Annotated in this window: 28 protein-coding genes, 1 pseudogene and 1 riboswitch; of the genes and pseudogenes, 22 read left to right on the forward strand and 7 right to left on the reverse strand. The window is 49.1% G+C overall.

All coding sequences use genetic code 11. The features are described 5' to 3' along the window. Nucleotides 1-7 precede the first annotated feature (7 nt). The 7 genes from CGZ75_RS21235 (at nucleotide 8) to CGZ75_RS21265 (ending at nucleotide 4,178) form a co-directional block, all read left to right on the forward strand. Nucleotides 8-496 (forward strand): hypothetical protein, encoded by a 489-nt coding sequence (locus tag CGZ75_RS21235; protein ID WP_089526266.1) that lies wholly within the window; start codon nucleotides 8-10, stop codon nucleotides 494-496. Between the two features lie 23 nt (nucleotides 497-519). Next, nucleotides 520-978: a hypothetical protein gene (locus CGZ75_RS21240; RefSeq protein WP_089526267.1), complete on the forward strand. Its 459-nt coding sequence runs from the start codon at nucleotides 520-522 to the stop codon at nucleotides 976-978. Between the two features lie 17 nt (nucleotides 979-995). After that, nucleotides 996-1,517, forward strand: a complete 522-nt coding sequence (locus CGZ75_RS21245) for a hypothetical protein (RefSeq protein WP_089526268.1) — start codon at nucleotides 996-998, stop codon at nucleotides 1,515-1,517. A gap of 109 nt (nucleotides 1,518-1,626) precedes the next feature. Continuing rightward, complete coding sequence (locus tag CGZ75_RS21250) at nucleotides 1,627-2,109, forward strand: hypothetical protein (protein ID WP_089526269.1); 483 nt, start codon at nucleotides 1,627-1,629, stop codon at nucleotides 2,107-2,109. A 30-nt stretch (nucleotides 2,110-2,139) separates the two neighbouring features. Beyond that, nucleotides 2,140-2,631: a hypothetical protein gene (locus CGZ75_RS21255; protein ID WP_141136859.1), complete on the forward strand. Its 492-nt coding sequence runs from the start codon at nucleotides 2,140-2,142 to the stop codon at nucleotides 2,629-2,631. A 559-nt stretch (nucleotides 2,632-3,190) separates the two neighbouring features. Next, nucleotides 3,191-3,679: a hypothetical protein gene (locus CGZ75_RS21260; RefSeq protein WP_089526271.1), complete on the forward strand. Its 489-nt coding sequence runs from the start codon at nucleotides 3,191-3,193 to the stop codon at nucleotides 3,677-3,679. Between the two features lie 7 nt (nucleotides 3,680-3,686). Beyond that, nucleotides 3,687-4,178 (forward strand): hypothetical protein, encoded by a 492-nt coding sequence (locus tag CGZ75_RS21265; protein WP_089526272.1) that lies wholly within the window; start codon nucleotides 3,687-3,689, stop codon nucleotides 4,176-4,178. Nucleotides 4,179-4,437: 259 nt separating this feature from the next. Here CGZ75_RS21265 and CGZ75_RS21270 read toward each other — a convergent pair whose 3' ends face one another. Next, nucleotides 4,438-4,872, reverse strand: coding sequence for a hypothetical protein (locus tag CGZ75_RS21270; protein WP_089526273.1), 435 nt, complete (start codon nucleotides 4,870-4,872; stop codon nucleotides 4,438-4,440). A gap of 289 nt (nucleotides 4,873-5,161) precedes the next feature. Here CGZ75_RS21270 and CGZ75_RS21275 point away from each other — a divergent pair, with 289 nt between their 5' ends. The 3 genes from CGZ75_RS21275 (at nucleotide 5,162) to CGZ75_RS21285 (ending at nucleotide 7,140) form a co-directional block, all read left to right on the forward strand. Then, nucleotides 5,162-5,674 (forward strand): hypothetical protein, encoded by a 513-nt coding sequence (locus CGZ75_RS21275; RefSeq protein ID WP_089526274.1) that lies wholly within the window; start codon nucleotides 5,162-5,164, stop codon nucleotides 5,672-5,674. An 858-nt stretch (nucleotides 5,675-6,532) separates the two neighbouring features. Continuing rightward, nucleotides 6,533-6,838, forward strand: a complete 306-nt coding sequence (locus tag CGZ75_RS21280; RefSeq protein WP_089526275.1) for a hypothetical protein — start codon at nucleotides 6,533-6,535, stop codon at nucleotides 6,836-6,838. A 65-nt stretch (nucleotides 6,839-6,903) separates the two neighbouring features. Continuing rightward, nucleotides 6,904-7,140 carry a hypothetical protein gene (locus CGZ75_RS21285; protein WP_089526276.1) on the forward strand — a complete coding sequence of 79 codons (237 nt, stop codon included), beginning with the start codon at nucleotides 6,904-6,906 and terminating at the stop codon, nucleotides 7,138-7,140. Nucleotides 7,141-7,247: 107 nt separating this feature from the next. Here CGZ75_RS21285 and CGZ75_RS21290 read toward each other — a convergent pair whose 3' ends face one another. Further along, nucleotides 7,248-7,997 carry a Crp/Fnr family transcriptional regulator gene (locus CGZ75_RS21290; RefSeq protein ID WP_245851067.1) on the reverse strand — a complete coding sequence of 250 codons (750 nt, stop codon included), beginning with the start codon at nucleotides 7,995-7,997 and terminating at the stop codon, nucleotides 7,248-7,250. 188 nt (nucleotides 7,998-8,185) lie between these two features. Here CGZ75_RS21290 and CGZ75_RS21295 point away from each other — a divergent pair, with 188 nt between their 5' ends. Beyond that, complete coding sequence (locus tag CGZ75_RS21295) at nucleotides 8,186-8,839, forward strand: response regulator transcription factor (protein ID WP_089526278.1); 654 nt, start codon at nucleotides 8,186-8,188, stop codon at nucleotides 8,837-8,839. 97 nt (nucleotides 8,840-8,936) lie between these two features. Further along, nucleotides 8,937-9,983 carry a PAS domain-containing sensor histidine kinase gene (locus CGZ75_RS21300; protein ID WP_089526540.1) on the forward strand — a complete coding sequence of 349 codons (1,047 nt, stop codon included), beginning with the start codon at nucleotides 8,937-8,939 and terminating at the stop codon, nucleotides 9,981-9,983. 55 nt (nucleotides 9,984-10,038) lie between these two features. Here CGZ75_RS21300 and CGZ75_RS21305 read toward each other — a convergent pair whose 3' ends face one another. Beyond that, nucleotides 10,039-11,388 (reverse strand): amino acid permease, encoded by a 1,350-nt coding sequence (locus CGZ75_RS21305; protein WP_089526279.1) that lies wholly within the window; start codon nucleotides 11,386-11,388, stop codon nucleotides 10,039-10,041. A gap of 465 nt (nucleotides 11,389-11,853) precedes the next feature. Here CGZ75_RS21305 and CGZ75_RS21310 point away from each other — a divergent pair, with 465 nt between their 5' ends. From CGZ75_RS21310 to pflA, 4 genes are all read left to right on the forward strand, one after another. After that, entirely contained in the window at nucleotides 11,854-12,402 is a 549-nt protein-coding gene (locus CGZ75_RS21310) for a DoxX family membrane protein (protein WP_089526280.1), read from the forward strand. A 24-nt stretch (nucleotides 12,403-12,426) separates the two neighbouring features. Beyond that, nucleotides 12,427-15,033 (forward strand): bifunctional acetaldehyde-CoA/alcohol dehydrogenase, encoded by a 2,607-nt coding sequence (gene adhE / locus CGZ75_RS21315; RefSeq protein ID WP_089526281.1) that lies wholly within the window; start codon nucleotides 12,427-12,429, stop codon nucleotides 15,031-15,033. Nucleotides 15,034-15,185: 152 nt separating this feature from the next. Then, entirely contained in the window at nucleotides 15,186-17,408 is a 2,223-nt protein-coding gene (gene pflB / locus CGZ75_RS21320) for a formate C-acetyltransferase (RefSeq protein WP_245851068.1), read from the forward strand. Nucleotides 17,409-17,541: 133 nt separating this feature from the next. After that, a complete protein-coding gene (gene pflA, locus CGZ75_RS21325) occupies nucleotides 17,542-18,309 on the forward strand; it encodes a pyruvate formate-lyase-activating protein (RefSeq protein WP_089526283.1) in 768 nt (255 codons plus the stop codon). Nucleotides 18,310-18,942: 633 nt separating this feature from the next. On the opposite strand, the gene CGZ75_RS21330 is transcribed toward pflA, so the two are convergent. Then, on the reverse strand, nucleotides 18,943-19,422 hold the full coding sequence (locus CGZ75_RS21330) for an ATP-binding cassette domain-containing protein (protein ID WP_089526284.1): 480 nt from the start codon (nucleotides 19,420-19,422) through the stop codon (nucleotides 18,943-18,945). A 107-nt stretch (nucleotides 19,423-19,529) separates the two neighbouring features. Here CGZ75_RS21330 and CGZ75_RS21335 point away from each other — a divergent pair, with 107 nt between their 5' ends. Further along, nucleotides 19,530-20,450: a M15 family metallopeptidase gene (locus CGZ75_RS21335; RefSeq protein WP_089526285.1), complete on the forward strand. Its 921-nt coding sequence runs from the start codon at nucleotides 19,530-19,532 to the stop codon at nucleotides 20,448-20,450. A 60-nt stretch (nucleotides 20,451-20,510) separates the two neighbouring features. Here the strand turns inward: CGZ75_RS21335 and CGZ75_RS21340 are convergent, their stop codons facing one another. After that, nucleotides 20,511-21,854 carry a tetratricopeptide repeat protein gene (locus CGZ75_RS21340; RefSeq protein ID WP_245851028.1) on the reverse strand — a complete coding sequence of 448 codons (1,344 nt, stop codon included), beginning with the start codon at nucleotides 21,852-21,854 and terminating at the stop codon, nucleotides 20,511-20,513. 33 nt (nucleotides 21,855-21,887) lie between these two features. Then, nucleotides 21,888-21,953: pseudogene (locus tag CGZ75_RS26560) on the reverse strand (SEC-C metal-binding domain-containing protein); the annotation flags it as partial. 169 nt (nucleotides 21,954-22,122) lie between these two features. Here CGZ75_RS26560 and CGZ75_RS21345 point away from each other — a divergent pair. From CGZ75_RS21345 to CGZ75_RS21360, 4 genes are all read left to right on the forward strand, one after another. Continuing rightward, nucleotides 22,123-22,773 (forward strand): pentapeptide repeat-containing protein, encoded by a 651-nt coding sequence (locus CGZ75_RS21345; RefSeq protein WP_089526287.1) that lies wholly within the window; start codon nucleotides 22,123-22,125, stop codon nucleotides 22,771-22,773. Between the two features lie 126 nt (nucleotides 22,774-22,899). Further along, nucleotides 22,900-23,001, forward strand: coding sequence for a zinc ribbon domain-containing protein (locus tag CGZ75_RS21350; protein ID WP_483869968.1), 102 nt, complete (start codon nucleotides 22,900-22,902; stop codon nucleotides 22,999-23,001). 242 nt (nucleotides 23,002-23,243) lie between these two features. After that, nucleotides 23,244-23,471: a DUF6143 family protein gene (locus tag CGZ75_RS24840; RefSeq protein ID WP_141136860.1), complete on the forward strand. Its 228-nt coding sequence runs from the start codon at nucleotides 23,244-23,246 to the stop codon at nucleotides 23,469-23,471. A gap of 160 nt (nucleotides 23,472-23,631) precedes the next feature. Continuing rightward, nucleotides 23,632-23,711, forward strand: a riboswitch (ZMP/ZTP riboswitch). A 61-nt stretch (nucleotides 23,712-23,772) separates the two neighbouring features. Continuing rightward, nucleotides 23,773-24,621, forward strand: coding sequence for a bifunctional 5,10-methylenetetrahydrofolate dehydrogenase/5,10-methenyltetrahydrofolate cyclohydrolase (locus CGZ75_RS21360; protein ID WP_089526288.1), 849 nt, complete (start codon nucleotides 23,773-23,775; stop codon nucleotides 24,619-24,621). 102 nt (nucleotides 24,622-24,723) lie between these two features. Here CGZ75_RS21360 and CGZ75_RS21365 read toward each other — a convergent pair whose 3' ends face one another. Next, complete coding sequence (locus tag CGZ75_RS21365; RefSeq protein WP_245851030.1) at nucleotides 24,724-25,449, reverse strand: Crp/Fnr family transcriptional regulator; 726 nt, start codon at nucleotides 25,447-25,449, stop codon at nucleotides 24,724-24,726. A gap of 221 nt (nucleotides 25,450-25,670) precedes the next feature. Here CGZ75_RS21365 and CGZ75_RS21370 point away from each other — a divergent pair, with 221 nt between their 5' ends. After that, nucleotides 25,671-26,144 (forward strand): hypothetical protein, encoded by a 474-nt coding sequence (locus CGZ75_RS21370; RefSeq protein ID WP_089526289.1) that lies wholly within the window; start codon nucleotides 25,671-25,673, stop codon nucleotides 26,142-26,144. Nucleotides 26,145-26,156: the final 12 nt, after the last annotated feature.

The raw sequence follows: 26,156 nt of genomic DNA on the forward strand, positions 1-26,156 counted from the left end.
CTATGAAATGAAACCGAGTAATAATCAACGCGCAACGGAAAGCAGCAGCAAGACGGGATGGACCCTTGGCTTTGTTTTGGTCTTGTTTATTCTGGTCGTTATTGTAAACAGCGTTTTCTGTGTTCCAGCTGGAGCGGAAAAAAATCAAAATGACGACGGGTCATTCTCAATCGCTCAATCCAGAAGATTTACGATTGTTAACTTAACTAACGATCTCACATTGAATGCTCTAGATATATATGGAGATTTTGAGAGGCCGCTCCCTCCACTTAATTCTATTCTTCCAGGACAAGAGGCGAACTTTGAGGTGTTGTATCTAGCAGGCACGACATATGCCGCTTATGCCCGATACGCTACAACTAACGGGAATATAGTTACGGTAACGATGCGCACAAAAACCGGAACCGCAGAAATAACGGTTTCTTTTATAACTTCAGGACTAACCTCGTTCACAGATACGGGGAATCGAATCGCGTACATCTATAGGAAATACTAAAAGATGTGATTGGAGGCTTAACGATGGGCAAAGTGTTAGTTTTGTTTATTTTATTGTTCATTACGGTCGGCGTATTCAGTAAAGACCGAACCGCGAATAGCGCTATCGGTGGCGATGGGGATTTCGGCTCCGCTGTCGCTCCGGATGAAAGAGTTTTCCTTGTTTTTAACGACACGTACGTGTACGTTCTTAATCTTGTTTCTCTTGCTGGCGGAACTTTGCTTTCACCAGCTCGCCAGGGCCCCGGAGAAAGCAGTTATATTCGGGTACCTAACGGAACGACGGCCACGGCTCGTTATGATGTTAACAATGCAGCAGGAGCTAAAGTAGGGGATCTTGCGATTCAAATCGTCTGCAACGTGACAGGCGGCCGCGATCTTAGCTACTATGTGCCTACAGTGAACACAATTCCGCTTGGAGCTGAGATGGGGAGACGGTCGTCGGATGCAGCATTGGTTTTGTTTGTGACCAGACCGAGTTGATTTGGAAAGAGGTGATTATGTTGAAAGATGCAGATCGTCTGGCTTTTATTTCTGAAGCTAGCGGTAACCGTTGGGCTGTTGTGCTGATATTATTTATTTTACTCGTTCTGGTGACGAGTATATTCTCCAGCTCGCCGTCACCCGGCGGCTCCGATATTGCTTCAGCGAGCAACGAGCGGTACGTTCGGCTTTATAATAGTACGAATATACTAGATTTAAAATATCTTGGTTATACCAGCGATACTTCTACTAGCATAGCTGTTAGTACGATTTACATGCCCTTTTACGATGCATTTGTGCCGCAAAGAGTAACGTATGAGTGCCAGACCTCGCTTCCGAGGTATGCGCGTCTGAACTATGAAGTCATATATCCAACTGGTGACGGGACAGGAATAAGCTATGGCACCTTTCAGGTTAGACTCAGGTATGATAACTGTGGCCTAGGCGTAGCCGGTTGGTCGGATGCGCAGTTGTCCAGCCAGCATGTCGCGGTTGAGGTAGAGAGCAAAGAATTGTGCCGGGTGACGTTAAGGCGATGATGATCAGGTTAAATTGGAATCTATACGCTGGCATAGATTACAAAGACCCAGCCCTGTTAAGCAGAGCTGGGTCTTTGCCAGCAGCAATAGATCATCAGGAGGTAGTGGCATGAAGGAAACACCAAAAAACGCTTTGATGAGCGGAAAGACGATAGGCGTTATATTAGTTTTATTTATTTTAGTCACGATTGTAGCCCATGTTTTCAGTGAGTCTGCGCGACGAATTAATTCAACGGATGGTGGGGATTCATCGCCAATCGCAATTGCCGCAGTGGGAGACTTCTATATTTATAATCAATCGGATGTACGCGTGGATACGACTCGACTTTCTGGATCTTTCGTCTCGCCGCCCAATAACAATGTTCTTTATCCGGGACAGAGCTACAACTATCAGGTAGTAGTTGAAGCTAATCGTGACAGAAACGCTTATGTCCGCTATACGGCTAACAATGATAATAGTCGGTATATTGATATGGCGTTACGAACTTCAGGGACTCCAAACCATATAACGATAATAGTTACAGAAATCGAGGGGTTTTCTTATTCTTTAAATGTTGAGTCTTTGTATATAAAAACTAGATATACGCCTTAATTAGGCTGCATGAGGGAGGCATTAATGGAGATGAAGGAAAAATCTCAATTAAACGGAAATAAAAGTTCGCTCGGCGTTATTTTGGTCTTGTTCATTTTAGCAGTCATTGTCAATCAAGTCTTTGATAAAACAGCTCGGGCGAAGCTCCCTAGGCAAAGTGATTTTATTGGCATCGCATCTTCCCAAGGCTTCAACGTTTACAATGAATCTGTCTTTACATTAACGACAACCAGTTTATACGGGGATTTTGAAAGAAAGCCTGATCCGCATATAATCTTACCGGGCAGCAGTTATGGTTATCAGGTTTCTACAAGTTTATATAAAAACTCTATAGCATCTGTTTATTACAGTTACGAGTATCGGGAAGCCGGACAGACGAGAACGGGAGTTTTTATCTTGGATATGATTGCTAATACGGCCGCATTACCCGGGGCAACGGCATACATGAGGTTTTATGCAACAGGGCCGATTAATTTTTATAGGCAGGACAATTACTCGACGAGCGTATATATTCGAAACTAAGTTTAAGGAGGCTGTGCAATGAATGAGAGCAGCCGACATGCAATGATTTGCGGCAGCAAAAAAAGAATCAAACACGGGTCTTATAGTCGTTTTATTTATTTTGACCGTCTATAATTTAACGGGAGATCTCACCCTTCTTCCTTTGGATCTCTATGGAGACTTCGAGTCGCCCGGCCCCGAAAAAGTCCCAATCCCTCCTAATCAAAGCCAAAACTTCGAGGTGTTGTATAGTGCCGGATCGACGCACGCGGCCTATCATCAGAAATACTAACCGGAGCAGGAGCTCATGCAATTCAGCAATTGCCAATATCGTTGGTGGTTTGTTCTAGCGAAGAGTCTACTAGTTAAGGCGTCTGACGGTGTCAACAAGAGTAGATATTGAATACTCTGTTTTTAGGAGCCTCCTAATATAGAAAAGAGGGAGTTGTGCCGTAAATCTATTCTGCTTCTATAGTAGAAAAGGAGAAAATCCACTTATAGATGGATCATCCGGTTTCAAATCGAATATCTGCTGCTTGTCGTGAATTAATATAATTCCAGGACTACGGAGGATTTTAACATGAATATTAGTAGTGGTATTAATGGCCAAAGTGTGGGTGGCATTCTTGTCTTGTTTATTTTATTGATTCTGGCAATCCGCTTTATCCCTCCTGCGGCGGCTCGGCCGGATAATTGTGAAAATGGCTTATCTATCCTTGCATCAAAGAGCTTTTATGTGTCCAATGCTCTTGGCTATTACAATCTGAGATCAATCTTTCTTTACGGTGATTTCGAATCTCCCGTACCGGGTTCTCACACCATAACGCCATTTCGTAATTTTAGCTTCCAAGTAAGAAACACAGGTGGGACTAACGTTGCTAACGCCATCTACGCTATTGTAGATCGCATAACCGGAATCGATGCTGCTCAAGTCGCCATCACGATGAGAGTAGATTCTGTATCGAGAACGAGCATAAGCGCTATCTTCTCGGAAGGCGCCGTAGGTTTCAGGGCTAATATTAATGAGACAACTGCGACCATAACCGTCCCATTTTTGCAAGGAGGATAACTAATCCATGACTGAATCTTTCGGTTTGAAGGGAACAAACTCCGGCATTATTCTGGTGCTGTTTATTCTGCTTGTTCTTACTACCCGCATCTTTACCAGGAGCCAATCTGCTGAACAAGACTTGGGCATTGCCGCCAACGGTCTCGTTTCAAGTAACGCCACCGATGGATATACGATTTATAATCGTACCGAATACACCTTTAGACTTCTAGGTATTGCGGGCAATATCGGCCTTCCCACTTTAAGAGGCAGCTCTGAGCCCTACACCGTAATGGTGGCATACAGTGTCTCTAATAATCGTTTTAACCAGAACCATTATGAATTAGTATTAACGGGACCATCTCCAAGAGGGTTCGCTAGTTATGAAATATTGTCCAACGGTTACCCACAAGGGAAGTTTAGCTTTACGATGAGTGACAGGAATTTTCATGATATTCAATCTTCCGTTGCGATCAGAACTAGGATTGTCGGTGGTCAAAGTTTATATATAGAACTATAAATGAGCTCTATTAACACCTTTCCCATAACTGGGGGAGTATTACATATCGGCTTTCTTCAAGGGGGGATTTGAGATTAACGGTGTTCCGTATAAAAAAAACAAACTTCTCAGCCCTTTCACTTCTCAATAGGAAGTAGAAAGGGCTTTGCTGGTGTTCCGGGATAATTCAACAACAAATACACCCCTTAGAATAGGATCGGTTTGCCTAGCGGGCTCTCCACTATATATTCCAAGGGGCGATTCATCATTGAGGGAACTTTTAGCTGATAGACAATTCGTTTGCAGTAATTTTCGTTACTACAACCGGACCCGAGGCCCTAATATTTCTAATTTCTCCTTTACCAAAAAACTCAGTGGTATATAGAGTAAAAGAAACTTCTGCAACGAGGACTCCATAAATGGATCTGCTCCGATATACAACATCCCCAGAGGATCCTGGCGAGGATCTAAGCTGTAATTGAGCAACTCCATAGGCAGGGAGACGGCTGGAGTAGGGCGGCAAGACATTGCCGGAAAAAAATTCTGCAGTAAAAGCCAAATTGGTTGCGTTCACAATAGAAAAAATTTCAGGGGGGTCCACCAAAACAAAACTACTATTTTCAGAGCTGCCAGAGCAACGAGAATCGTGGCCGCAAAAAACACTGGCAACAATTACTAGCAGAATAAATAAAACTAAGACGATTCCTAACTTCATATCAAACCTCTCCTATGGTGGTATATCAATATCATATGAGAAATTTGTAGAATAGTTCGGGCTCCGGACAGCCGCAGATACGGTGCGGCGCGACCTGTTACAAGAGTACTGGTTAAGGCGTCTGACGGTGTCAGCAAGAGGAAATATTGAATACTCTGTTTTAAGAGATCCAAAGATATTCTGGGAGGGAGAACCAGGACTATCAATAAGTCACACCAAACACTACTTCGATGCCTGCTGTCCCGGCAGTACAACGATAAAAGAAAATTACAAGGAGGATAACTGATTCATGACTGAATATTTCGGTTTAAAGGGAACAAACTCCGGCATTATTCTGGTGCTGTTTATTCTGCTTGTTCTTACTATTCGCATCTTTTCCAGGAGCCAATCTGTTGAACAAGACTTGGGCATTGCTGCCAACGGTCTCGTTTCAAGTAACGCCACCGATGGATATACGATTTATAATCGTACCGAATACACTTTTAGACTTCTAGGTATCGCGGGCAATATCGGCCTTCCCACTTTAAGAGGCAGCTCTGAGCCCTATACCGTAATGGTGGCATACAGTGTCTCTAATAATCGTTTTAACCAGAACCATTATGAATTAGTATTATCGGGACCATCGCCAAGTGGGTTCGCTAGTTATGAAATATTGTCCAACGGTTACCCACAAGGTAAGTTTAGCTTTACGATGAGTAACAGGAATTTCCATGATATTCAATCTTCCGTTGCGATCAGAACCAGGATTGTTATTGGTGGAGAGTGGGATAGGTTTTCAAATCTATATTTAGAACCTCTTTAGTAGTCTATAATGAAAGACATTAATGGTATTTAGGAAGTCTACCGCGTTAATTGAGGGAACTAATTATTGCTTATAACCAATTCGGTTGGAGTTGTTTTCGTTACTACAACCGGGCCCGAAGACCCAATATTGTAAATATTTTCATAAACACCCCGGTAATATAAAGTAAAAGAAACTTCTGCAATCAGGATTCCATAATTGGATCTGCTCCGATATATAACATCCCCATAGTTTTCATTCCGGGTAACATTAAGTTCTAAACGAGAAACCCCAGAGGGAGGGAGACGGCTGGAGATGGGCTGCAAAACATCGCCCGTAATATATTCTGCGGTGAAAAACAAATCGCTCGTGTTCGCGATATAAAATGGATGAGGAGCATACCAAAACTATTAATTTCAGATCTACGCGAATCAGGGTTGCAAATAGGGCTGGTCACAATTACCAGCAAAATAAATAAAATTAAAATGATGCCTAACTTCATATCAAATCTCCCTCCAATGGTGTTATATCAACACTATATGGGCAATTTGTAGAGTTGTTCGGGCGAGCGCGCCGGGTTTGTCATATAGCAGCAGGTCGCGAACTAGGATTCCGCAATCCGCTGCTGCAGAGCGATGCCGTTCATCCAGCTCCCCGTTAGTCATGAACAGCTGCTCCAGTTCTTTCCAATAGAGTACGCCGATCCGCGCTTAAATACAGGAGCGTCTTCATTAGCAAAAGGATTAAAGCAAGCTAATACTGTGATTCTTGATGTTCCTGACTATATCCGCGACAATATGTAGATGCAAGTATGGACGAGTGATGGAGTTTAAAGCGATAGAAGTTTCAACCCTGCATGTTTAACAAGGAGCTGTGAGTATGGGGGTCAATTTTACTGCATTGTTTAACAATAATATGTTTAGTTTTGAACAAGTTGAGGAATTTAGAATTAACTTATTGCATGAATGGAACGCTTATACTATGATGCAAACGACTTTGGAATGGGTTTCTATTTATTGTGATGACCCTGAGACGCATTTCAAAGAATATGGTTTTGTTGGGTTAACTGGTTCCAATGATATAAAGTCTAGGTTTGATGAACCATTGAAAAAAATTGAAGATATGTATGTAAAAAGGGGAATATCATGGCATGCATATGGCTACTTTATCGATTCCCTAATTTAATCTTCATAAACCATATGAATTAGAGGAGATGGGAATTTAATTAGAAAGGGTTTGGAGAATATATCATGGAAAAACAAGAGATATTCATAAAAGGTTACTTAAATAGAGGAATAAAGATAACTTTTTTAGATAACTTAGATGTTACAGGGGGTTATGTGAATTATTATTGCTTTAACAATGTTATAGTTATTGTCCCTTCCGAAGCTCAAGATGATACCAGACTTCTAATTCCAATCAGTGCGATAAAAACGATTCAGCCATGGCCCATTGACGACTTTGAATTGGAAGACGATATAGTATAGTAGATTAATAGCGTATCTTAAACCACATGCGAGTTTACATTCGCATGTGGTCTCTTTTTTTCATTTTTAATACAAGCCTCACCTACTACAAAAAGGTAAATAAAATCTTAGATCCGGCAAACTTCCTTCGGACAAGCCGGACATTCGGGACAGCCGCAAATGCGGCGCAGAGCGGCTTGATCCGTAATAGTGATCAGGCCGCTGCGGACGGCCACAATTCCCTCGTCCTTCAGGGAGGCGAGCATCCGATTGACGCTTTCGCGGGTTGTGCCAATGAACTCGGCCATCTCGGCGTTTGTTAGCCGTAGGCTGATTTCCACGCCGTCCCTGCGCAGAACTCCGTAGCTATTAGCAAGGCGGATAAGTGTGCTGGCGAGCGCGCCAGGTTTGCCGTACAGCAGCAGGTCGCGGAACTTGGATTCCGCAATTCGCTGCTGCAGCGCCATGCCGTTCATCCAGCGTACAGCCAGCTCTCCACTTGTCAGAAGCAGTTGCTCCACGTCCTTCCAGAGCAAAACGCCAATCCGCGCCTCTTCGGCTACTTCGGCACTGAATCCGTACACGGACCCCGCTTCAGTGCTGCCGATCAAGTCGCCGGACTGCAAAATCGAAAGAACAAACTGCTTGCCGTCTTCCGTCGACTTACGCAGCTTGATCTTGCCCGACAGGACGCAATACAGCTTATTGGCGGCTTCACCCTCCGAGAATAGCAAGCTGCCAGCTTCGACGCGGCGCTCCAACATAAGCTCCACAATATTTTTCCATTGCGCTTCTGTAAAACAAGCGGAAAATCCCGCGCGCTTCGCTTCGTTGTGTTGACTGCCATTATAGGCCGAACGTTCCGCCGGCTTTCTCATTGCCACGACCGCTCACTCCCTCTGTTCCATCTAACTTCATTGTACTTCTAGCGGCGAAGCTTTGTTATCGGGGAACCTCCTGAGCTGCTTGGGGGTAATTCCCTTATTTTTCAGTGATCCACATCACGTTCCAACTGCGCGGTCGGCTATAATAGAAGAAATGAAGCGCGAACGGAGGAGGGGGAGGCTTGATACATGTACTTGTGGTCGATGATCATGCCGTAGTTCGTTCCGGCTTGGTCCAGCTTATGGACGGTAGGAATGGGCTAGCGGCGGTGGGCGAAGCGGCTGACGGGGACGAGGCCATCGTCAAAGCACAGGAGCTGCAGCCGGATGTCGTGCTGATGGATCTCAGTATGCCGCATGGCAAGGATGGGTTGACTGCCACAGCTGAACTCAAAAAGCTGCTGCCGAATACGGCCGTACTCATCCTGACGATGCATGACGACGAGGAATATTTGTTCCGGGCGATCCATGCCGGGGCATCGGGTTATATTTTGAAAAATTCCCCTTACGAAGAGTTATTGCAGGCAGTCCAACATGTTGCTCAAGGCAATGCTTATCTGTACCCTTCGGCTACGAAGCGGCTGATGAGCGACTACCTGGAGAAGGTGCGAAGCGGAGATTATGGGGGAAGCTTCGAGTCGCTTACGGAACGGGAGAAGGAGATTCTCGCCAAAGTGGCTCAAGGTTATGCAAACAAGGAGATTGCCGAACTGTTATTCATCAGCGTTAAAACGGTGGAAACCCATAAGAGCAATCTGATGGAAAAGCTCGACTTGAGAACAAGGCCCGATCTGGTGAAATACGCGGCCAAAAAGGGGCTGCTCAATTTTGAGTAACTCGGAGGGGCGGAACCGCCAAACGGATTCACAGGCAGCTCCTTCGGGAGCCTTCGGTGCAAATGCAGCTCATCTGCTGAATGGGATCGGTAACCGCATGGATGATCCTTTGTTCAAGGAGCAGTTGCGAGAGTCGCTCAAACAGTTGGCTGATGTTAAGTTTGCTCTGGACGAGGCGTCGATAGTGGCGGTGACAGATGCCGCTGGACGGATTCAGTATGTTAACGATAAGTTTTGCGAGATATCGGGCTACAGTCGGGAAGAGCTGACTGGGCGGACGCATCGCGTCGTGAAGTCTGATTATCACCGCCCGGAGTTTTTCAAGGAGCTTTGGCGAACGATCTCATCGGGAAAAGTGTGGAAAGGAGAAGTGCGCAACCGGGCGAAAAATGGACGTCTCTACTGGGTGGACACGACGATTGTGCCATTTGTAAACGGGGAGGGCCAGCCGTATCAATATTTGGCAATCCGCCATGAGGTGACGGAGCTGAAGGAGACGCAGGAGCAGCTGCAGCAAGCGATGGCTGGCATGATGCAGATTCAAGAGGAAGAACGCCGCCGCTTCTCACGAGAGCTGCATGATGGCATTGGGCAGAGCCTTTTCTCCTTTAAAATCTCACTCGATCGTATTCTCTCCGAGAGCGCCGATCCGCGCCTGGAAGGGCTGCTCAGTGAAGTATTTCAGCTGATGGAAGAGGTTCGCGGCATGGCTTGGGAGCTGCGGCCCTCCGTGCTGGATGATCTCGGTATCGTGCCTGCGCTGCGCACTTATATCCAGAATTTTGAGAAGCATTATGGCATTCGCGTGCAGTTCAATTACAGCTTGTCAGGGCGACCGGAGCTGGCGGCCGAAACGGCGCTTTATCGCATCGTTCAGGAATCGCTCACCAATATGGGCAAATACGCCGGCGTTTCCGAGGTGTCGGTGTCATTGCAGGAGAATGACGGCCTGCTGGAGGCCGTCATTCGCGACAGCGGGGTCGGCTTCGAGTTGAAGCAGCATTCGCGCGGCGTCGGGCTGCTTAGTATGGAGGAGCGGGCCCGCGCTGCTGGCGGCAGGCTGGAGATTGAGTCCGCGCCCGGCGACGGAACCGTTGTGCGGTTACTACTTCCGCTTTCGCGGAAGGACAGTTCTGCTCCATGATGAACAGGCTCCAGATCATCCCGGGAGGATGGGCTGGAGCCTGTTTTGCAACGGATTATCGTGTACGCTGCACTTTCATTTTATAGATGACAATCAGCAGAATAAACCAGACGGGGGTTACGAATAGCGCAACTCTTGTATCCTCCGCAAGCGCAAGCACAACAAGAACGAACGCCAGAAAAAGCAGAATCAAGTAATTGGCAACCGGATAAAGCGGCAGTTTAAATTGGCTCGCCTTCGCCAGATCCGGTCTTGTTTTGCGGTATTTCAAATGACTGATGATCATGATTCCCCAGATAAAGATGAAACAAACGGTAGAAATGCTAGTAATCAGTGTGAATACCCCCTCCGGCATCACATAGTTCAAAACAACCGAAATGAGAATAACGACAGTTGAAAAAAACAAGGCGTTGGAAGGCACCTTACGGGCATTCAGATTTGCCAATGATTGTGGCGCGTTGTTATCTTTGGCAAGCGAGTACATCATTCGGCTGGTGCTGAAGATGGCGCTGTTGCATGCCGAAGCAGCGGACGTCAACACAACAAAATTGACGATCCCGGCGGCTGCGGCAATACCAACGGCCACGAATACTTGGACAAATGGGCTTTCCGTTGGGACAATTGCGTTCCACGGGTAAATGCTCATAATGACAATAAGCGCGCCAATATAAAAAATCAAAACCCGAATCGGAATATTATTAATTGCTTTTGGAATGACTCTTTTCGGGTCCTCTGTTTCCCCTGCTGTTAGCCCTACTAACTCAATGCCCACAAAGGCAAATACGACCATCTGGAAGGAGAGGATAAAACCATTAATTCCATTTGGAAACATACCGCCATGGCTCCATAGATTCGTAAAACTTGCTGCGCCTGAATCGGTGGAAAAGCCTTTAATAATCATGAAAATACCGACCACAATCAGCCCTAAGATCGCGATGACTTTAATTAATGCGAACCAGAATTCCATTTCGCCGAACAATTTTACCGTTGCAAGATTCATAAAGAGCAAGATGACCAGTGCAATTAACGCCGGCATCCACTGCGGCACTCCAGGCAGCCAATATTGGATATAGAGACCAACTGCTGTTAAGTCGGCCATAGCGATAGAAATCCAGCAGAACCAGTAGGTCCAGCCAGTCAAAAACGCTGCCATATTTCCCAAATATTCTCGGACAAAGTCAACAAAGGAATGATAGTTCAAGTTGCTTAAAAGCAATTCTCCCAGCGCGCGCATAATAAAAAAACAGATGACGCCTGTAATCAAGTAGGCAAATAAAATCGAGGGTCCCGCTAAATGGATCGATTTCCCTGCTCCAAGAAACAATCCGGTTCCGATCGCCCCTCCGATCGCAATTAGTTGTACATGCCTGTTTTTTAGGCCTCTTTCTAATCGTTGCTCCTGCATGTAAATTCCCTCTCTTTCTGCTAGTTATGCAAGATAGTATTTTACAGGACAATCAAATATTGAAAATTCTACCACCTCTACTCTCATAATGATTGCAATTATTAATTTTCTTGATATATCTTTCTCTCTGTATTTATGCAGTTCCTCTAAAGTACGCCTACTTTTTCGTGAAAAGGTTTACTTTAAGAGGAGATGCGAAATCAATGGAAATGTGATTTTCTTCACATACAACGATGTAGGACGGAGTTACACTATAGCCATGAACTAGAGGAGGTTGATGGAATGGGTACTGTAACCCCGCAACAGGAAAGTCGGGCATGTGCGATCCGCAACAACCGTTTACAGGAGGAAGAGGAGGTCATCCAGCAAGGGAAGGACCAGTCCGATCCGTATAGTTTTTGAGGCTAACAAATTAAGTGAAAATATTCACAATAAAATTTAGATCTACGAAAGGGGTTGACCGTAATGGTCGCCAAATGGTTCCGGGAAAATGTATGGGTGGCAGCAGCAATATTGCTGCTGAGATTATATGTAGGCTGGGAGTGGATGACCGCGGGCTGGGGCAAGCTGCTGGACGGCTTTGATGCTACGAAATTCCTGCAGAGCGCCGTTGCCAAGCCGGTTGCAGATCGGGCTACGATGGAGGCTATATTCCCGACGTATACCTGGTTCATTGAGCATTTTGCTCTGCCGAACGTCAAGCTTATCAACTTCCTGATTCCGGTCGGCGAGTTCCTGATCGGCCTTGGACTTATCCTCGGCGGACTGACGTTAACCGCAGCATTTTTCGGCATGATGCTCAACTTCTTGTTCCTGTTCGCCGGTACGGTGAGCACGAACCCGTGGCTGCTGCTGATCGGATTCATCATCTTCCTTGCTGGTGCCAACGCCGGACGACTGGGGCTGGACGGACTGCTGAAACCTTACTTGACGAAATGGTGGAATGACCGTGCTGGAACTGATACCGGGGCCGGCAAAACAAGCTGGCTGGGAAGGCATGAGGCCCGTCACTAAACGATGATAAGGAGGCAGAAGAGTATGGCGATGAAAGAAAAAGCTCAACAGCAAGCCGTATCCGCACATGATGAGGTAGCCAAGCTGGCAGCCAGGGGCAGGAAGGCACAGGCAGCATATATGAACTTGAACCAGGAGCAAGTTGACGTTATCGTGCAGGCGATGGCACTGGCCGGACTCGACAAACATATGCGGCTAGCGAAGCTGGCCGTTGAGGAGACGGGCCGAGGTGTATACGAGGACAAAATCACCAAAAATATCTTCGCGACGGAATACGTGTACCATAGCATCAAAGCGGAGAAAACCGTCGGTGTTATTGAGGAAAATCGCTACGAAAACTATCGTAAGGTGGCGGAGCCGGTAGGCATCATAGCTGGCATTACGCCGGTCACGAACCCGACTTCTACAACGATGTTCAAGGCATTAATAGCGGCGAAAACTCGCAATCCGATTATTTTTGCCTTCCATCCATCTGCACAGAAATCCAGCCTCGAGGCAGCCCGTATCCTGTTGCAAGCGGCTGTTGCCGCTGGAGCCCCGGAGCACTGCATCCAGTGGATCGAGCATCCGTCCGTGGAGGCGACTCAATTGCTTATGAACCATAAGGATATTGCATTAGTGCTTGCCACCGGCGGCTCCGCGATGGTCAAGTCAGCGTACAGCACCGGCAAGCCGGCGCTCGGCGTAGGGCCGGGCAACGTACCATGCTTCATCGAGCGGACGGCGAATTTGGAACAGGCGGTAACCGACCTGATCCTGTCCAAAACGTTCGACAACGGCATGATCTGCGCCTCGGAGCAAGCGGTTATTCTCGATGAGCCAATTTACAACGAAGCGAAACGGCTGCTGGTCCAAAAAGGCTGTTATTTCCTGAACGAGGAGGAAAAAACGGCCGTCTCCAAGCTCGTCATCAACGCAGACAAATGCGCGGTTAACGCCGTCATCGTCGGGCAGTCTGCCGTACGCATCGCTGAAATGGCTGGAATCACTGTGCTGCAGGAGACGAAAATTCTCATCGCGGAGCTTGACGGCGTCGGCGCCAAATACCCACTGTCGGCGGAGAAGCTCAGCCCTGTGCTCGCCTGTTACAAGGTAAAGTCGGTGCAGGATGGAATTGAGCGTGCAGCCCAGGTGGTCGCCTTCGGCGGTATGGGCCACTCCTCGGTCATCCACTCCCAAGACGAGCAAGTTATCGCGGCGTTCTCGGCCAGGCTGCAGACGGGACGGATTATCGTTAATTCCCCTTCGACGCACGGTGCGATCGGCGATATTTACAATACAAACCTGCCATCGCTGACGCTTGGCTGCGGCTCCTACGGCAGCAACTCGACAACAAACAACGTATCGGCGGTTAACCTGATCAACATCAAACGCGTGGCTACCCGCACAAACAATATGCAGTGGTTCAAAATTCCGCCGAAAATCTATTTTGAGCGTGGAGCTACACAATACTTGGAGAAAATGCCGGATATAAGCCGTGTGGCGATCATTACCGATGAGGCGATGGTGAAGCTCGGTTATGTGGAGAAGGTTGAGTACTATTTGCGTAAACGCCGGATTCCAGTCTCGATTGAAATCTTCTCCGATGTGGAGCCCGATCCTTCAGTCGAGACGGTGGAACGTGGCACGCGAATGCTGGCGGCATTTAAGCCGGATTGCATTATCGCCCTCGGCGGCGGCTCTCCCATGGATGCAGCCAAGGCAATGTGGTTGTTCTACGAATATCCCGATACAAGCTTCGACTCTTTAAAAATGAAGTTCATGGACATCCGCAAGCGCATCTACAAGTATCCACGCCTCGGTCAGAAAGCCCAGTTCGTCGCTATCCCAACTACGTCGGGTACTGGGTCGGAGGTTACTTCCTTCGCGGTCATTACGGATAAAAATAAAGGCAACACGAAGTATCCACTGGCCGATTACGAGCTGACGCCGGATGTCGCTATCGTTGATCCAGATTATGTGTACTCCCTGCCGAAAATAGCGGTTGCCGATACAGGGATGGATGTTTTGACACATGCCATCGAGTCGTACGTGTCGGTTATGGCCAATGACTACACGGACGGCCTGGCTCTCAAGGCGATCCAGCTTGTGTTTGAAAACTTGGAGGCTTCGTACCATAACGCCGACCCGCGTGCCCGAGAGAAAATGCACAATGCCTCGACGATCGCCGGTATGGCCTTTGCCAATGCTTTCCTCGGAATCAATCACAGCTTAGCGCATAAATGGGGCGGCAAATATCATACGGCTCACGGCCGCACAAATGCTATCCTGCTGCCACATGTCATCAAGTACAACGCTTCGGAGCCGACGAAATTCGCTTCCTTCCCTAAATACGATCATTTCGTTGCCGATAAGCGCTATGCCGATATCGCTCGACTGTTGGGATTGTCGGCACGCACGACCGAAGAGGGTGTCAACAGCCTCATCGAGGCGATCCGCGGACTGAACCGCTCGCTCGGCATTCCTGAAACGTTCCAGGCGCTCGGATTTGACGAAAATGACTTTGAAGCACAGGTCGACGAGCTGGCCGACCGGGCTTTTGAGGATCAATGCACAACTGCGAACCCGCGCATGCCGCTTGTGACAGAGCTGGCCCAAGTGTACCGCAACGCTTTCTACGGGCGGTTCTAGAACGGGTCGAATGCAGAGTAGGAGGCTGCGGAGCAGGGGCTGCTCCGCAGCAGCTTTAAGGAATAAACCCGAAGGAGGAACCTGAAATGGCAGCCAATGAACAGGGAGTACGTTCGGTAGGAGAGCAATCGGCTCAATCGCCTCAATCCACCATGTGGAGGGGCTTCCGCTCAGGCAAATGGCAGCGGCATATCGATGTGAATGACTTCATCGGCGCCAACATTAGCCCATACGATGGGAATGAGGGCTTTCTCGCGGAGCCGACGAAAGCCACGCGAAAGCTGTGGGATAACGTACTGGAGCTGATGCGGCAGGAAAGAGAAAACGGCGGCGTACTGGATGTGTCCACGGACATAGTTTCGACGATCACCTCGCATGATCCGGGTTATATTGACCGGGAGCTGGAGCAGATCGTCGGTCTGCAAACAGATGCGCCGTTGAAGCGCTCCGTGCAACCGCTCGGCGGCATTCGCATGGTCATAGACGCCTGTGAAGCGTATGGCTACAGGGCGTCGGACGATATGGTAAAGCTGTTTACCGACATCCGCAAGACGCATAATCAAGGTGTATTCGATGCCTATACGTCTGAAATGCGCATGGCGCGCAAAGCCGGTATCATTACTGGCTTGCCGGATGCTTATGGACGCGGACGCATTATCGGTGATTACCGACGTGTTGCTCTGTATGGCGTTGATCGTCTCATCTCCGACAAAAAAGCCGAGCTCAAACAGCGCGAGAACGGCGCTATGTCGGAAGATTCCATCCGCGCCCGCGAGGAGCTGTCGGAACAGATCCGCGCGTTGGCAGAATTGAAGCTGATGGCCGCAGCCTACGGCTTCGATATTTCCCAACCGGCGGGGACGGCGAAGGAAGCGGTTCAGTGGCTATATTTTGCCTATCTGGCTGCGATCAAAGAACAGAACGGTGCAGCGATGAGCATCGGGCGCATCTCCAGCTTCCTCGATATTTACATCAACCGCGACCTGAAGGAAGGAAACCTGCATGAAGCAGAAGCACAGGAGCTGATCGACCATCTTGTCATGAAGCTTAGGCTCGTCAAATTTCTTCGTACGCCTGATTACAACGAGCTGTTCAGCGGCGACCCCACTTGGGTAACGGAATCGATCGGCGGTTTGGGTCTCGATGGGCGCTCGCGAGTTACGAAAAACAGCTTCCGCTTCCTGCACACTCTGTACAATCTCGGCCCAGCTCCTGAGCCGAACTTGACGGTGCTGTGGTCGAACCAACTGCCGAAAGGCTTCAAGGAGTACTGTGCCAAAGTATCTATCGATACAAGCTCGATCCAGTACGAAAACGATGATCTTATGCGGCCGCTGTATGGCGATGACTATGGCATTGCCTGCTGTGTATCGGCGATGCGGATCGGCAAGCAGATGCAGTTTTTCGGAGCGCGGGCGAATTTGGCCAAGGCTCTGCTGTACGCGATCAACGGAGGTGTGGATGAGCAGCTTGGTGAGCAGGTGGGACCGGCTTATGCGCCGATTACTGCGGAAGTACTCGACTACAAAGACGTACTGGCGCGCTATAACGGCATGCTGGATTGGCTGGCGGGATTGTACATCAACACGCTCAACGTCATCCATTATATGCATGATAAATACTGCTACGAGCGCATCGAAATGGCGCTTCATGACGCCGAAATCGTTCGCACGATGGCTTGCGGCATAGCTGGCCTGTCGGTTGTCGCTGATTCGCTGAGCGCGATCAAATACGCTAAGGTCCGTCCGATCCGCGATGAGCGCGGGCTGGCAGTCGACTTTGTTATCGAGGGAGAATACCCGCAATATGGCAACAATGATGACCGTGTCGACGACATTGCCGTAGAGTTGACGGAGCGCTTCATGAACAAGCTCAAGCAGCATGATACCTACCGCGGCGCGGTACACACACAGTCCCTGCTGACCATTACTTCGAATGTTGTTTACGGCAAAAAAACCGGCAGTACGCCGGATGGCCGCAAGGCCGGCGAGCCGTTTGCTCCAGGCGCGAACCCGATGCACGGCCGCGACCGTAAGGGCGCTCTCGCCTCGCTGAACTCAGTCGCCAAGCTGCCGTATGACAGCAGCCTGGATGGCATCTCGAACACCTTTTCAATTATTCCAAAGGCGCTCGGCAAAGAAGCGGATGATCGCGTGCGTAACCTAGTATCGTTGCTAGATGGATACAGCACGAAGGGCGGCCATCATCTCAATATCAATGTGTTCAACCGCGAGCAGCTTATGGATGCTATGGAGCATCCCGAGCAGTATCCTCAGCTCACGATCCGCGTCTCGGGATACGCGGTCAACTTTATTAAGCTGACTCGGGAGCAGCAGCTTGATGTCATCAATCGGACGTTTCACGGATCGGTGTGATGGCACTTGGAGGATGGCATCTGGATGGCTCAACGGAGTGTTCCGCTTCTACAAGGTCATACCAGTGCTCCGTTCAAGCCTGCACCGTTAAAATCCACCTGTATTGCCGTTATGAGAGAGGGAGGGAATCATCATGCATACGGGGAGAATCCACTCTCTCGAAACGTTCGGAACGGTTGATGGTCCGGGAATCCGTTTCGTCTTGTTCATGCAAGGCTGCGCGTTGCAATGCCGTTACTGCCACAACCCCGATTCATGGGACATGACGGGTGGCAAGTCGTTTACAGTTGAGGAAATTTTGGCCGAAATGGAGCCTTACGTCGACTATTACAGGAGCTCAGGAGGTGGCATTACGGTCACCGGTGGTGAACCGACGCTGCAAGCGCCGTTCGTTGCAGAGTTGTTCCGCGAGTGCAAGGAGCGCTGGGGACTGCATACCGCCCTCGACTCCTCCGGTTTCTGTGACCCGCATCACGCCGAAGCGCTGCTGTCCGTGACGGATTTGGTGCTTTTGGATCTCAAATATATGGATTCCGAAGGTCATCGCCAGTTGACGACGCAGCCCAATGAGCGAATTCTCAACTTCGCTAGACATCTGTCGCAGCGAGGCATCCCGATGTGGATCAGGCGCGTGCTCGTGCCGGGATTGACGGACAACGCCGCCGACCTGCTGGCGCTAGGACGTTTCATTTCCGGCCTACGGAAGGTGGAGAGGGTCGAGGTGTTGCCTTACCATCGGATGGGTGTTTTCAAATGGCAGCAGCTAAACCGCGACTACACGCTGGAAGGCTGGCGCGAGCCAACCACGAATGAGGTTGAGCGAGCTGTGAAGTGGATCGAGCAGGGCCGGAGCGCGGGCGCCGCACTCCATAGCCGTCAACCGAGGGAGCGAGCAACATAACGCAGCGCAGCACAGTGGCAAGATAGCCGCAAAGCTAGGGGGCCATTAGCACAATGCGGCCAGCGAGACAATGCAATGCAGTAGCCATATAGCCGCCAAGCGGGGGATAGAGCAGCGCAACGCAGTGAATGAACAGTAGGTAAGATCGAATAAGGGGCTGTCCCAAAAGTCATTGTTAGATGACTTTTGGGCTGCCCCTTAATTATTTTGATCGCCAGTACAAATATCGGCTGATAGTGCTGAATCGTTTTCGAATCTGAGGCGTTTTGAGCTTCGTTTGCATGAATCAGAGAACCTTCATGCGTAACGGACCTCAGAAGCCTTATTTCAGCAAAATGAAGTCTGAGCAGGAATTCTCGCAACTGGTCTTCCGGAATTACACAGCGGCTACGCCCCAATTCCTCAAAGGGGAAATCTGCTGTTAACTCTCGACGGGAAGAGTCGCTCAGAAGGCATACCGCTTCATAGAGATTTACTGTTTCTGTGCCGTCCTCTTCCAGCAGGATGCCTTGTCGCAGCGTGCAGGTTCGTCCTGACAGTTTCTCGGCCACCCAAGATTCATGAACGGCAACCGCGATGGTTGTGCCGCCATCTGAAAGCTGCTTAAGGATGGATAATAGCCGGACTGCGGCTTCATCGTCGAGTCCTGAGAAAGTGCTCGTCCAGCAGGAGAAGATCCGGTTGGCGAAGAATGGCTTGCATAAGGTTCGTTTTTTGCAGCATGCCTTTGGAATAATGAGAGAGATGAGTTTTGGAGCGATAGGGCAAGTCGAACCATTCATGCAACTCCTTGATTCGGTCTTGCAGAGGTTGCTTGTTCATACCGCTAATGCGGCCCATATGCGTCAAATACTCGTCCGATGTCATCTTCAGCTTAGGCAGCCGATCCGGGGTATAGCTAATCATTTTGGAAGGCTGGATGCTGCGCGTGCCAGAGTCGAGAGGGACGAGTCCGGCTGCCAGCTTCAGCAGTGTACTCTTGCCGGAGCCGTTGCCGCCCCGAATGAATACTATTTCGCCCTCCTGTAGGCGGAGTGAGACGGAGGACAGAATGTCCCGATCACCATACCGTTTGCCAACATCACGTAGTAAAAGCAAGGGAGACTGGTTCACTCATTATTTCCTTTCTGGATGGAACCCGCTAGTTTAGGATATAAGCTGTATGTACACGTTTAAAGTGAAGATAAAGTTCCTGAATATTGGTAATGGAGTGGGGAATTATGAGGCTTACCTATATTAAAACAGTTGCCTTGTCGGCAGCGCTGACGCTGCTTCCGGCAGGCTGCGGGCTGGCGAACAGCGGGACAGAGTCCCGCGACTTGCAGTCCCTTTCGCCGCCCCAGGCTAAGAGCGGGCAGCCTGGACCTGCTGCTTCAGCGCCTGGCGCAACTCAGCAAAAACCGCCGGTCCCGTCGCAGCAGCCGTTGCCATCGACCAAGCCGGCAGCTAAGCTCAGCCTGACAGCATCACCGGAGCCTTCCGCCAAGCCCAATGTGAAGGGGGAAAAACAAACTGTGGAACGCAAGCGCAAGCTGCCTGCAGGATTCCTTTACCTCGATGAGGTCATTCCTAACGCTCAGTATGAAATCCGTTATTACGGCGAGTTTAATTTCATCGGCAAAAGGCTGAACGGCTACAATGCGCCGCTGGCCGTCATGACGGAGCAGGCTGCCGGGGCACTGAATGGAGTACATAAGTCCCTTTCGGCGAAGGGGTACGGATTGAAGATTTTTGATGCCTACCGACCAGTAAAGACCGTGAAGCAGTTTGTTGCCTGGTCCAAGGACGAGGGCGATACAAAGATGAAGCAGGAATTCTATCCCGAGGTGGACAAGTCCAAAACGTTCAAGCTCGGCTACATCTCCTCACGCTCCGGTCATTCGCGCGGCAGTACAGTTGATCTGACGCTGTACCATCTCGCTACCGGCAAAGAGGTCGATATGGGATCTCCTTTTGATTTTTTTGGAGACATCTCCAGCCACGGTACAAAAAAGATCAGCAAAGAGCAGGCTCTGGCGCGTTCGGTGCTCAAGCGGGCCATGGAGCAAGGCGGCTTCAAGCCCTATAGCAAGGAATGGTGGCATTATACAATGGAGAAGGAGCCCTATCCGAAGCGGTATTTTGATTTTAACATCGAGTAACTAATCACAAAAGGACCTGGTTCCCGCATAGATGCGAAAAATCAGGTCCTTTTTGAACGTTTATTGTTGCTGTTTCAGCCAGGCTCTGAGTTTAGCCAGCTCCGGCTTAATCCACAATTTTCTATGGCTATAGGCATAATTCTCTGCTTCACTTTCATCTCCGGCAGTGATGTAGTCGTTCTGCATCCGGGACAGTTTCTTTTGGCCGGTAACATAAGCGATCACATACGGATTGGCCTTGCGGGCAGCGCTGGCGAGAGGAGCCAGCCTATCGCTGATCCCATTTTTGAGATATTCCAGCACAAGCCGATCATAAAGAACGTTTGTTGTATGCTCTTCATGCTCGTCAAACAGCTGCTGAGCAAGCTTCAGCTCGTTTTGGTTCAAATAAATCGCTAGGAGCTCATATCTCACGCCAAGATTGTCATTGGGACATAACGTCAACAGCTCTTCGTATTGAGAGGCTGCGTCTTTGTCGTTATCTTCCTCTTGAAGCAGCTGAGCATAAGCAAATTTGGCGCGCATAAAGGGCCGAGTCTCGATCAAGCCCCAGAAATGCCCCGTGTTTTCCTTGAAGAAGTCCGCTCCCAAGCTGGTCTTCGCCGCTTCCATGCCGAGTTTTGCATAATGCAGTGCATCCCTCACTGTCTTTGCTTCCTGAGAATAAATCAAGTATATGTCGGCATTGCCAGGATCGAGTTTCATGGCCTGTTTCGCCAGTTCAATCCGCTTTTTGGAGTTTGGCTCACGATCTGCTGTTATGAGCAGCTCTCGGGCTTGCTGAGCTCTGCTCGCTTGGTTATTGATCGGTTTAGGAGACCCATCCCGCATAAGCTTGTCCAGGAAGGCTTGCGCTTCTGCGCTGGATTGGAAATTCTGAGCGTTTAGCAGCTCGGTAATGGCGCGCATTTGCTCTTCACCCTCTTTGAGTGAGAATCCCTGTTGTCTGGATTCACTAGGGTGAGTAATGGGAGAATCGCCTGGTAGTAACCCGTTATGCCGCATGTAATCAAAGAGCTGAGCGAAGCAACGGCTCAAGGTTCCCTCAGATACTGCGTGTTGGATCGCGAGCTCCTTCTGCGTTGTATCAACGGACAAGTTAATAGCCGCCATATATTCCAAAGCTCCAGCAAAGCCTCCAGACTTGCGGAATTTCGGTTCGATTTCACTTGAGAACTGATGCCAGTTGGTGGTCAAGTTGAATACAAATTGTCGAGCCTGTCCGTGGTGAAGGGAATAGTTGCGATGGAGCCTGGAGACGAAAATCTCCGCCACTTCTTTGTATGCCTCGGATTTCCAGATCAGCATGTCACTGATGGTTTCCATCATCTGATCCAGGCTGTATTGGCTCTCTGGAGGCCTGGTGCTACCAGGGAACTGAATTACATTTCCGTGGCTTGCCATGCTGTTCTTTTTCTGAAGCTCATCCTTTTGTATACAGCATTTTTTATATTTTTTTCCGCTTCCGCAATAACATGTTTCGTTTCTTCCAATCGGTTTCATTTCTAAACTCCTGTTCAATTCGTTTCTCTCATTATACCGAATTTCGACGCTTTCTTCCAAAAAGGTGGTGGAGGAACAGATTTGCTGCGATTTAATCGCGCTTGCGCCTAGCCCATTTAATATTCTATCATGAGAACTAGTGTTCTTTGAAGAGCGGAGGGATCGTTGAATGAGCAATGCAAGAAAAAGGCTGAAGATTGAGGCGCCCAAGCTTCCAGCGGAGCTGTCGGAGCTGCAAATTCCTGAGCGTTTACATACGAGGGATATCCTCGAGCTGGGAATTGTTCAGGACGGGGTCATCGAGGATCAGGAGGCGTCCAAAGTCATTTTTGACGGGATGCGGTTTCGGAATGTTACGTTCACATCGGTGTCGCTGCGCGAGTTGGAGCTTACCGACGTCATTTTTGAGAAATGTGACCTGTCCAATGCCGATTTCAGCGGCGCGGTCATTCACCGGGCGGAGTTCCACTCCTGCAAAATGATTGGCGTTGATCTGAGCGATGCGACGCTGCGCAATGTGCTGTTCGAGGATTGCCTGCTTGATTACGCCAATCTGCGGGCATCTACAGCCAAACATGTCGTATATGCAGAGAGCTCTATGAATAGGTCGGACTTCTGTATGTCCAAGCTCGCCAAGACGGAGTTCCATCGCTGCAAGCTTGATGGAGCCCAGCTTGGGACGGAGCTGAAGGGCATCGACCTGAGCGATTGCGAATTCAACGGCCTGGCGGTCAAGCCGGAGGATTTGAAGGGCTGTATCATTTCTCGGGAGCAGGCGTTTATTTTTGCTAGCCTTTTTGGACTTGTGCTTAAGGATTAGGTGATCGATCCGGGATGTAACTGATCGATTGTTGATTTTATCTTGATGAATTGGAATATGAAGGGCGACACCTAAAAACAAAAAGGCCCATGTTGGTTTCGGGTAAAATGGAAGTTACCACTCAACATACGGGAATGGAACTGTTCCGATTGCGGAACGCAGCATGACCGAGATCATAATGCCAGTATGAATATCCTGAAAGAAGGACTTCGTTTGCTTGTTGGGTGACCCCAACTGAACAGCGGGAACCGCAGAGATCGCTTGCTAAATAAGAGAGGGTTGCTTCTCTGTTCGCAAGAATCCCCCACCTCTATAGGCCTATGCAAGTGGGGGAAGTGTTCAACGTATGCGTTTTTGGAGTCTGTAAATAAAGTAGTCGGATAGGCAGCCTATCTTTCTATTATTTATACACTCTTAAAGATTCATTCTCATATCTTTTAAGTACAAACTATGTACTGGAGTGATAAAGAGTGAAACTTAAAAAGAGTGGTCTGAAAAATTCTATTCGACTCCCTAAAGTCGTAAGCATTCCCAATGTGCTATACCAATCTCTTCAAGGAAAATACTTTATAGGACAAACGGAAACGCTGACGATCGGCCAAGGAGCAAATGCGTGGGGCGGCTTAATTAACCCTGCTACCTCCAGCACGATCAAGGCTAGAATCGCTTTCGGCTGGTTTGAAGAACCGGTATCCTAACAATCCACTTTAATTGACTCCGTAAAGAAGCTGTTATCGTCATCAATGAACAGGTGGCTAAGCTTGCCAAGCGCAATCTTCAAGCTTCCGCTACCCAAATCGCGAGTGGAGGAGGCAGCGGAGTAGGCAAGGCTGCCATCCTGTTGTATGATGGAAGGACTAAACTATGCGTAACTGGCGGAGCATGGGGAACCATGAGGGAGCGCATAGATAAACATGCCGTACGCCTGGGCAGAGGTAGGGGGACAACCGTCCCCTTACCTCTTTTTGTTCAATTCACTATTTCGAAGGGATGATGACGATGATCTCGGAAGCATTGATTTTGGATGGCGCGCGGGTTGCTGCGGACATGAAGGAGAAGCTGGGGGATAAGGTGAGCCGTCTAGCGGAGCAAGGGGTGATTCCTTGTTTGGCTACGATTTTGGTAGGAGGAGATCCGGCATCCGCGACTTATGTGAAAATGAAAGGCAATGCATGCAAACGGCTCGGTATTCAATCGATTCGCATCGACTTGCCAGAGCATACGTCGACGGAAGAGCTGCTCGCGGCGATTCGGGAGCTGAATTTGGACCCTAAAGTGCATGGGATTCTGCTACAGCATCCCGTTCCCCATCATATCAATGAGCGGGCGGCTTTTGACGCAATTGCTATCGAAAAGGATGTGGATGGCGTAACGACGCTTGGTTTCGCTCGGACAGCATTTGGCTTCGCCGATTTCCCTGCCTGTACACCTGCAGCAATCGTGGCTATTCTGGACTACTACAATATCCCGATTGAGGGCAAACATGCGGTTGTTATCGGTAGAAGCCCGATTCTCGGCAAGCCGGTCTCTCAAATGCTGCTGAATCGGAATGCTACGGTTACAACCTGCCATTCTAAAACTACGAATCTCGCCGATCTGGTGCGGTTAGGCGATATCGTTGTAGCAGCCGTCGGTAAAGCGAAATTCGTGCAGGCAGACTGGATCAAGCCTGGGGCGGTTGTCCTTGATGCCGGGTACAATGAAGGCAACGTTGGGGATGTGGATTACGAGGCTTGTTTAGAAAATGTCTCCGCCATCACACCCGTTCCTGCTGGTGTCGGGCCTGTCACGATTGCCACGCTGCTCAAGCATACGGTGGAGGCGGCGGAGAAAGCAGTTTCCGTGTAGTCTCGGCCCGGAATGGGCCTGATAAGCAATCAAAAAAGCAATCAAAAAGCGGAAGGCCTCAGAGGAGGTCTTCCGCTTTTTGAATCGTATAATTGGACCACATCACATCCGGCAAACTTCCTTCGGACAATTTTCGCAATGACAGAGCTGCATTAGATATTGCATGTCATGGATGACAATATGTCCCTGGCGCATTGACACGGCACCGGCACGCCGGAAATCGGCCAGCATGCGATTGACGCTTTCACGGGCAGCGCCGATCGCGTCGGCAAGCTCCATATTGGTCATTTTCTGCTCGATGAGTATCCCGTCCTCGCAAGTGACGCCATACGTATTGGCCATGCGGATGAGTGTGGAGCAGAGCGCGCCAGGCTTGCCGTATAACATGAGGTCGCGCAGCTTCGTTCCTGTGAGTCGGTTCATTTGACTCAGCCAGTCCATGCTTTCCAGAGCTAGACTGCCGAAGCGCCACAGCGCGAATTCCAGCTCACCTCGTGGTAGGAAGCTGATGATGGAATCGGTTTGTGTGACGGCGCTGAAGCTCTGGAGCGGCTCTTCATCAAACCCAAGATTGCCGAAAAAATCCCCCTGTTTGTAACCATACATCGTGAACTCCTTGCCCTCCGCGCTCGTTTTTGTTCCTTTCACATGGCCTTGTTCAAGATAGTACCAGTAATTGGACGGTTCTCCCTCCGAGAAAATGTTAACTCCAGCCGGAACCAGATGTTTACGCATGAGTGCAGTCAGCTTGCCGAAGCTGTCGGCTGAGAATACGAACGAGTTGCCAGGCGCCGTCTCCGGCGTCATGATGCCGCTGCCCCGGTTCATTTTATTTCTCCTCCTCCCGTTACATGGCTCTACTGTAGCAAATACCGCATGAATGAGATGTGACCGTCCTCACAGGGTTTGGTGCCGATTAAGCCACAAGTGAACATTTGCCCAAAGTTCGCAAACACCCAAGCGCCAGGGGGCCTATGAAATTCAGTCCTGCACAAAAACTTGCTTCGGCGTTAGAGTGGGGTTAATTCCCAATTGCGAAGGAGCCCATCATGACTAGAGAAGAACAGATGCAGCAGCTAGCAAGCTTCAAGGCTCAATTTGTTGCGATTGTAATTTCCATATTCATAGCGCCTGTCATAAGCTCGGTGTTTATTTCTTTTATTTTCATGGAGCTAAGCATGTTCCTTCCAGTGCTGATGTTCTGTTGGATTGGAACGCTAATCATCGGAGTGCCAGTCTCAATCGTGCTGGAGCGTGCGGTACGGTCTGTAAAGCGCGGAAAGTTTGTGTTGTCGCTGCTGCTTCATAGTGCGGCCGGAGCTCTGGTTGTAGCTTTATACGTGTATTATGCTTTTGCATCGGAAAATGGTTCTAATGCTGGAGGGGGCTTTGGCGGTATCGAGTGGTTTATGTGTATATGCGGTTTAATCAATGCGTTAGTTTATTGTCTGTGTCTATACGCCTTCCGTTCCTGGGCAGTGAATAGAAGGGTCAATCAACAATCAAATGAAACCTCCAACTAGGGATTCAAACTA

It is taken from the genome of Paenibacillus herberti (assembly GCF_002233675.1).
GTDB classification, from domain to species: Bacteria; Bacillota; Bacilli; order Paenibacillales; family Paenibacillaceae; genus Paenibacillus_O; species Paenibacillus_O herberti.